10 protein-coding genes are annotated in these 6,164 nt (G+C 57.6%); 8 read left to right on the top strand and 2 right to left on the bottom strand.

Annotated features, from left to right (window positions below):
• Positions 1-411: 411 nt before the first annotated feature.
• Entirely contained in the window at positions 412-597 is a 186-nt protein-coding gene (locus AQUI_RS30590; RefSeq protein WP_156916768.1) for a hypothetical protein, read from the top strand.
• 91 nt (positions 598-688) lie between these two features.
• On the opposite strand, the gene AQUI_RS0103765 is transcribed toward AQUI_RS30590, so the two are convergent.
• On the bottom strand, positions 689-979 hold the full coding sequence (locus tag AQUI_RS0103765; RefSeq protein ID WP_027256313.1) for a hypothetical protein: 291 nt from the start codon (positions 977-979) through the stop codon (positions 689-691).
• A 412-nt stretch (positions 980-1,391) separates the two neighbouring features.
• The gene (locus AQUI_RS0103760) at positions 1,392-1,856 is read right to left on the bottom strand and encodes a hypothetical protein (protein ID WP_027256312.1); all 465 of its coding nucleotides are present in this window, start codon (positions 1,854-1,856) and stop codon (positions 1,392-1,394) included.
• Between the two features lie 169 nt (positions 1,857-2,025).
• Between AQUI_RS0103760 and relB the strand changes: the two genes are divergently transcribed.
• The 7 genes from relB to AQUI_RS32410 all read left to right on the top strand — a co-directional run.
• Positions 2,026-2,319, top strand: coding sequence for a type II toxin-antitoxin system RelB family antitoxin (gene relB, locus AQUI_RS0103755; RefSeq protein WP_027256311.1), 294 nt, complete (start codon positions 2,026-2,028; stop codon positions 2,317-2,319).
• Positions 2,312-2,587: a type II toxin-antitoxin system RelE/ParE family toxin gene (locus tag AQUI_RS0103750; RefSeq protein WP_027256310.1), complete on the top strand. Its 276-nt coding sequence runs from the start codon at positions 2,312-2,314 to the stop codon at positions 2,585-2,587. The genes relB and AQUI_RS0103750 overlap by 8 nt, the downstream gene beginning before the upstream one ends.
• Before the next feature lie 16 nt (positions 2,588-2,603).
• Positions 2,604-2,789, top strand: a complete 186-nt coding sequence (locus AQUI_RS0103745) for a hypothetical protein (RefSeq protein ID WP_027256309.1) — start codon at positions 2,604-2,606, stop codon at positions 2,787-2,789.
• 183 nt (positions 2,790-2,972) lie between these two features.
• The gene (locus AQUI_RS0103740; protein WP_027256308.1) at positions 2,973-3,194 is read left to right on the top strand and encodes a hypothetical protein; all 222 of its coding nucleotides are present in this window, start codon (positions 2,973-2,975) and stop codon (positions 3,192-3,194) included.
• Between the two features lie 94 nt (positions 3,195-3,288).
• Positions 3,289-4,488 carry a plasmid recombination protein gene (locus AQUI_RS0103735; protein ID WP_027256307.1) on the top strand — a complete coding sequence of 400 codons (1,200 nt, stop codon included), beginning with the start codon at positions 3,289-3,291 and terminating at the stop codon, positions 4,486-4,488.
• 282 nt (positions 4,489-4,770) lie between these two features.
• On the top strand, positions 4,771-5,781 hold the full coding sequence (locus tag AQUI_RS0103730) for a replication initiator protein A (RefSeq protein WP_027256306.1): 1,011 nt from the start codon (positions 4,771-4,773) through the stop codon (positions 5,779-5,781).
• A 227-nt stretch (positions 5,782-6,008) separates the two neighbouring features.
• Positions 6,009-6,164: PilZ domain-containing protein (locus AQUI_RS32410; protein WP_211235993.1), on the top strand; the 156-nt coding region annotated here is incomplete at its 3' end.

Raw genomic sequence — 6,164 nt, 5'->3', positions numbered from 1 at the left:
CAGAACACCTTTGAACTGGCCAAGCTGCAATCTGTTGCCGTCGCAGGTATTGGCGAGTTTGTCGTTCAGGTTCGCTGGCGCAGACTGACATGCATCGGCTTGAAGTTCCAAAACAAACGTGGCGCCCGGGCATTGCTTGACGCCTATTTCGCCAAGACCGGTGAATATCCCACCTGATCCATCGTGCGCGGCGCATACTGCGAGATCGTTCTCTCTGATTGGCTGAGGCGCGCGATCGAGGCCAATGAGGCTGTGACGATCTCGAACGACTAACCTGGATCATAGACGGCTTCTGTTGCGAACGAGACCAACCCAGCTCCTGCAATTTCGGAAGACTGCCGCGATAAATATCTACCCATTAACGAATACACGATGATATAATCATATTTTAGGTGTTTTGGGGATTTGGAAATGCGCGTTTTCGGCTGCGATATACAACCTTCACCCAGGCACGAAGCTCGCCGTGTGAAAGAAACCGGTATTCGTATCCTCGGCCGCGCAGGTGAATTCGTGATCGTTGCCTATATCGAAGCATCCACATCAAAAGTGGTGATTGAACAGGTTTTAAGGGTCTTTCCGGGCGGCCGCGTAGGCTAAAAAGAGGGTACTCCCCATCGTTCAGCCTCCACACACATCGAAGATGTCAGGAGGCAACTCCTGGTCGTTTATTCGGACAACTGACTGGCAGTCAGATACTCCCATCCCTTTGCGCGTCCATGACGGACGTGAAGACATTCCGCAGCTCGGTCAGGTTCTGGTCTACTTGTTTGTGGTCTAGCTGCATGGCCTTAGCTAGCTCTACCGCCGCGAAATGCGTCTTGTCGATGCAAGCACCGGACTGGATGTCTTGAGCATGTTGCTCGATGGCCAGTGCAGCTGCGAGGAAGTCATCAGCAAAAGGGTCCTGGACAGCTAGAACACGTACCGCGGCCAGCAGTTCTTCGGGTTGTTCCTCAGGAGGCAGAAAGGAGAGTTTCACGGTAAGTTTCCGCTGACCTCGCGATGTTGAAGTGTATGCAAGGTACACTCTTACGTCTTTATGGCACCAGCACCGAAATCCGGTGCATTTATCGGGGCGGAGATTTTAAGTCCCCTGTGTCTACTGGGACCACTTCGTTTACACCGAAGATGTCAAGAGAACACCCGGCGGTTCCCGGAAGAAGATAGAGGGAGGGGAACCGGCCCGCGAACTATAGGAACAGGCCACTGGTCAACACGCGGGCCGCACTTCAAAGAACTGATGAAGTTCACGCAGGGTAATCCAAGATCAGATCCTCGCCTAAACCTTTCTCTAGTTCGGCTGGATCTTCTAGGGCAATGGACCAAGCCGCTTTCCATGCTGTTGAGAACGAACAAGACGGCTATTCTCAAGTCAGCTTCCGGACTGACGTTCAACGGCCGACCAGCCGTGCCCAAAGGCCGCGCTTCACCCGAACGCCAGATTTATCCCTCTGATCTGTCAGAACCGCATTCAGGCGCACCCGTTCAGCCTCAGCTCCGTCCAGGCGAGTGCGCAAATCCTCGATCTGATCGACGAGCTGGCCGCGCTCCCTGTCTCGCTCGGCGGTCATGGCACCGATCTGCTCCCGAAGCATCTTAACTTCAACCTCTAACGCACCGGTTTCGCTTGGTTTTGTCGCCTTTATTGGCGGTGGGGAAACGGTTTTACTGCGTGGTTCTTCCTGTGGTTTCCTGAAAACACGGTCAAGCTCTGCCTCGTCAATCTCCCAATGCCCTTGCGCGTTCTTCTCGCCCGATAGCTTTGCGTTTAAGTCGTTGCTTTTAAGTCGTTCCAAGAGGGTTTTCTTGGCAACACCCGCATACTTCGCCGCTTGATTCAAAGATAGTTTTGCCATGGTTTCTGCTCGCCTTCACCGGTGGTGGGGAAACGGTTTTCACCCTTGTTTTCCACCAGTTTACAGAAAACCACCAAAGCGGGGAAGCTATGGGGCTACTAGCCGAAAAGGCAGCTTGCCTGTATCTCAATTGAGATACATAATACCATCGAAAACAGGAGGACATACCATGCCCGCCCAAACCTCGATGCTCCACGTTCGCGTGGACGACCGGCTCAAGGCGCAAGCAGCCGACGCTCTGTCCGGTGTCGGCCTGACGCTTTCGGATGCCGTGCGCATCCTGCTGACCCGCGTTGCCGCCGAGGGCGGTCTGCCGGCCGGCCTGACCGCAGATCCGGATGCCTATGACGCCTGGTTCCGTGCCAAGGTGCAGGAGGCGCTGGCCGACCCCCGCCCGGCCACCCCGCACGACCAGGTGATGCAGGATGCCCGCGCCCTGATCGACGGGAAGCGCCGTGCCTGAACTCGAGTGGAAGGCTCCGGCGGTCGCCGACCTGATGGCGATTGCCGATTACATCTCGGACGACAACCCGGACGCAGCCCTTGCCCTGGTGGAAGAAATCCAGGGCAAGGTGGCGCAGCTCCCGGCTCACCCGAAACGCTGCCGCCCCGGCAGGGTAGAAGGCACTCGGGAACTGGTGGTCCGGCCAAACTATATTGTGGTCTATACCGAAACCGCAGCGGCGGTGACGGTGCTGCGCGTGCTCCACGCCGCGCAGATGTGGCCCTAGCCAGATCGGGAAACAAATGACTCACGACCGCCACGAGAATGCTCCCTCTGATTGCTCGTCCCGCTTCGACTGCGGGAATTACGAGGTCAGCTCCGAGACCCTGACCGATGCGGAAATCTGGGAGCGGACACCACCAAAACGTCGGCATCTGCTGCCGCCGGATTTTGCGGAACGGTTCGGCGCCCCTCAAATCCCTGACTGACATCGCCCGCCATAAGGCAGGGGAAGGAAGGGATTTGTCGCCCGTTGAACGGGCGAATAGCAGGAGGTCCAGGAGGGCGCAGCACCTCCGGCCCATGGCAATTAGCGGAGCGGCTCGTAGAGAATTGCCTAGTGGGTTGTCATTTGAAATGACAACTCCGTCGTTCTCCGCTATCACCGCCCCATGTTCAAGGCTGCTATCCGCGTCAACAAGTTCACCAGCATCGCCCAGCTTCGCGGGGCGTCCCTCCATGCGCAGCGTCACGACGAGACCGGCAAGGCGCGGGTCCGGGACGATGCGGAACCTGGTTTCGGCCTTGCCTGGTCGAAGGCCGAGAACGACCGCGACTATCTTGCCGCCTTCAAAGCCCACAAGACCGAGCTGGGGGCCGGCGATTTGAAATGACAACTCCGTCGTTCTCCCATCAGCCCCATGTTCAAGGCTGCTATCGTCAACTATAGTTCAACCAATCCCCCAGCTTCGCGGGGCGTCCCTAGCCATGCGCACGCATCACGACGAGACCGGCAAGGCGCGGGTCCGGGACGATGCGGAACCTGGTTTCGGCCTTGCCTGGTCGAAGGCCGAGAACGACCGCGACTATCTTGCCGCCTTCAAAGCCCACAAGACCGAGCTGGGGGCCGGCGAACGCAAAGGCTCGCCGCTCTGCTTGCAGGCCATCTGCGTGGTGTCCCCGGAATGGGTGGAAAAAGCCGGCGGCCTGCATGACCCCGACAACCCGCGTAACCGCCAGCTCTTTGACCAGGCGAAGGCATGGGCTGAGGGCTGGGGCGGCAAAGGATCGGTGATCGCTACCCGCCTCGATCTCGATGAGAAGGGCGGCGCTGTGGTCGATGTGCTGGTCTCTCCGGTTCGGGAAAGCCGGGGCAAGCCGGTGATCTCGACCAACAAGGCGCTGCGCGAGCTGAAGGAGGCCACAGGCGAGCGGAACGAATACTCCGCCTTGCAGACGTCCTGGGCCGATTGGTGCCGCGAGCATCTGGACCCTGAAATCGTGCGCGGCACCCGGAAAGAAATCACCCAGCGCCAGCACCTTTCCCCGGAAACCTATGGGGCGATCATGGACAAGGCCCGTGAGAGCGTCAGAGCGCCCTCTCAGGGGCTGTGGGATGCCATCAGGAACACAGACCTCTCAGAGCGCGATACAGAGGCCCTGAGCGACTTTCTGATGCTCAAGGGGGAGATTGCCCGCCACAAGGCCCAAGGGCGCTCCTACGAGCCTCCTGAGGGCGCTCTGGAGCTGGATCGCGTGAGGGGAGATCCCCAAACCGATCCCTGGCCTTTGATCCGGGCTGTCAGGTCAGGGGCAGAGCGTGTGTTTGAAGCGGCCCATGGGTTTGGCATGGGGCTGCGGGCGAACATGGGGGACGGGTATGAATCCGGGCGTGAGTTCTTCCCCAGCCTGTCCGACCGGATGCACCTGGCGGCAGTGGTGGCGAAGTGCGGGGCGTTCTGCGCCAGGGTTGAGGCCGTAGTCAAAAATATGCTGCGTCCGGAGGCAACCCAGATCGATGAGCAAATCTGCTGGCCGCAGGAGGCACTGGCAGAGGTGGAGCGGCATGAGATGAATCTTGGCCTGACAGCCCCTGCGGTTCGGAAAGAACCCTCGGCAGAACGGGACACCGATCTGACCGACCGCCCCAGCCAGGAACGGGCTCGGGGACCGAGCCACGGTCGCTGATCCCTAGTGTTAATAGTGTTACCTACGGAGTAAGTTACGGAGGCAAAAATCTCCTCTAACATGCTGTCTTGAAAGCAGGAAACTATCCACAGGGTTCCGAAAGGGTCAAATTTTGGTTCCGAAAGGGTCAAATTCTGGTTCCGAAAGGGTCAAACGGACAATACCCCATTTGGGGTTCCCGATAGGTCAAACTTTGGTTCCCGATAGCACGAACTTCAGAATGGTTCCTGATAGGTCAAATTCAGGGTTCCTGAACGGTCAAATTTCTCGTAGCGTCCGGACATGCCTTTGCTACCGGATAGACACCCCCAGAAGGATTTTTTCATCCTCGATATCACGGACGTGGTCCCCAAGGACGACACCGCGTCGATGGAACATCCCCTGTTTTCCCTAGCGACCAAGCCCGACATGCGCCATCTGGTCTACCAGAACGGTGAAAACAGGTTGGAAATCGCTCCTTCCGGCCTTGGCCTGCCCACCATCAAGGACAAGGACATCCTGATCTTCTGCATCAGCCAATTGATGGACATGAAGAACCGGGGCGAGAAGATCGGAAAGCGCGTCCGCTTCAGCGCCCGTGAGCTTTCCATCGCCACCAACCGCCCCATTGGCGGCAACCATTACAAGCGTCTGGAGCAAGCCTTCAAAAGGCTACAGGGGACGCAATTTACCACAACGATCCGTACCGGAAACAAGCGCGAGGTTCGGATTTTTAGCCTCGTGGACCAAGCCGGATTCGTTATGCAGGAAGAAGGGGCATGGCGGCTCGACTATTGCGAGGTCGTTCTGTCTGACTGGTTCATGAGAGCAATCGAGGCCAACGAAGTCGTAACAATCTCGCACGACTATTTCCGCCTTCGCCGCCCGCTTGAGCGCCGCCTGTATGAGATCGGCCGCAAGCACTGCGGGAGCCAGCCCAAGTGGCAGATTGGCCTTGCCAAGCTTCAGGAAAAGACCGGCAGCAACGCGCCCCTGAAGAAGTTCCGACTGAACATCCGCCAGATCATCGAGGATGATCACACGCCGTTCTATCGCATGGAGCTGACCCCGGAAGACCTGGTGATCTTCCGTCCGCGCTCGCCTCAGAGAGATCTTTTGCCCGGTATCAGGCTGCCGGAATGGGCAGAAGACAAGGCAAGGGCCATCGCCAGGGAGAAGGGCCGGGACTATTATTCCCTCCGCTCGGACTGGCTGACGTTTGCCAATTCTGAAGCCGCCAAGGGCAACCCGCCGAAAAACGCAGGCGCTGCTTTCCTGGCCTACTGCAAGAAGCAGGATAGCTTACGCTCATAGAAGGCTTCTTGCTCTGCTCTCCTTTAAGCCCTTCGACGAAGCATAAACGCTTCATAAACGAAACTACCGTATAAGGAGAACTGAGCGTGTATTCCTTCCCTCAAGCTCAATGACTAGGCAAAACACAATGGGCACTCCTCTTCTGGGGTGTCCACTTTATTTTTCAAGGATTACCGAAGCGAATTTAGTTAGGTGTTCAAATATGTTCAAAAGCGAGGTAACGCAGCATGGAAAGCCCCGGTTTGTATTTTCGAACAGCGGTCCCATCGGAACCACGTCTCCGACTAGAGCTGCCTTGTGTCGTTACACTCTCAGACGGGGAATTGGAGGCGACGCTTTACAACATCAGCTACGGCGGTTTTGCAGTGCGCCTGCCTGAGGCG

The organism is Leisingera aquimarina DSM 24565 (genome assembly GCF_000473165.1).
GTDB lineage: Bacteria > Pseudomonadota > Alphaproteobacteria > Rhodobacterales > Rhodobacteraceae > Leisingera > Leisingera aquimarina.
This window is presented reverse-complemented; position numbering and strand designations above follow the sequence as displayed.

Excerpts from the sequence above, each read along its gene's own strand:
- relB (WP_027256311.1), top strand. The coding sequence starts at position 2,026 with ATGCCCGCCCAAACCTCGATGCTCCACGTTCGCGTGGACGACCGGCTC.
- AQUI_RS0103730 (WP_027256306.1), top strand. The coding sequence starts at position 4,771 with ATGCCTTTGCTACCGGATAGACACCCCCAGAAGGATTTTTTCATCCTC.
- AQUI_RS30590 (WP_156916768.1), top strand. The coding sequence starts at position 412 with ATGCGCGTTTTCGGCTGCGATATACAACCTTCACCCAGGCACGAAGCT.
- AQUI_RS0103760 (WP_027256312.1), bottom strand. The coding sequence starts at position 1,856 with ATGGCAAAACTATCTTTGAATCAAGCGGCGAAGTATGCGGGTGTTGCC.
- AQUI_RS0103745 (WP_027256309.1), top strand. The coding sequence starts at position 2,604 with ATGACTCACGACCGCCACGAGAATGCTCCCTCTGATTGCTCGTCCCGC.
- AQUI_RS0103735 (WP_027256307.1), top strand. The coding sequence starts at position 3,289 with ATGCGCACGCATCACGACGAGACCGGCAAGGCGCGGGTCCGGGACGAT.
- AQUI_RS0103740 (WP_027256308.1), top strand. The coding sequence starts at position 2,973 with ATGTTCAAGGCTGCTATCCGCGTCAACAAGTTCACCAGCATCGCCCAG.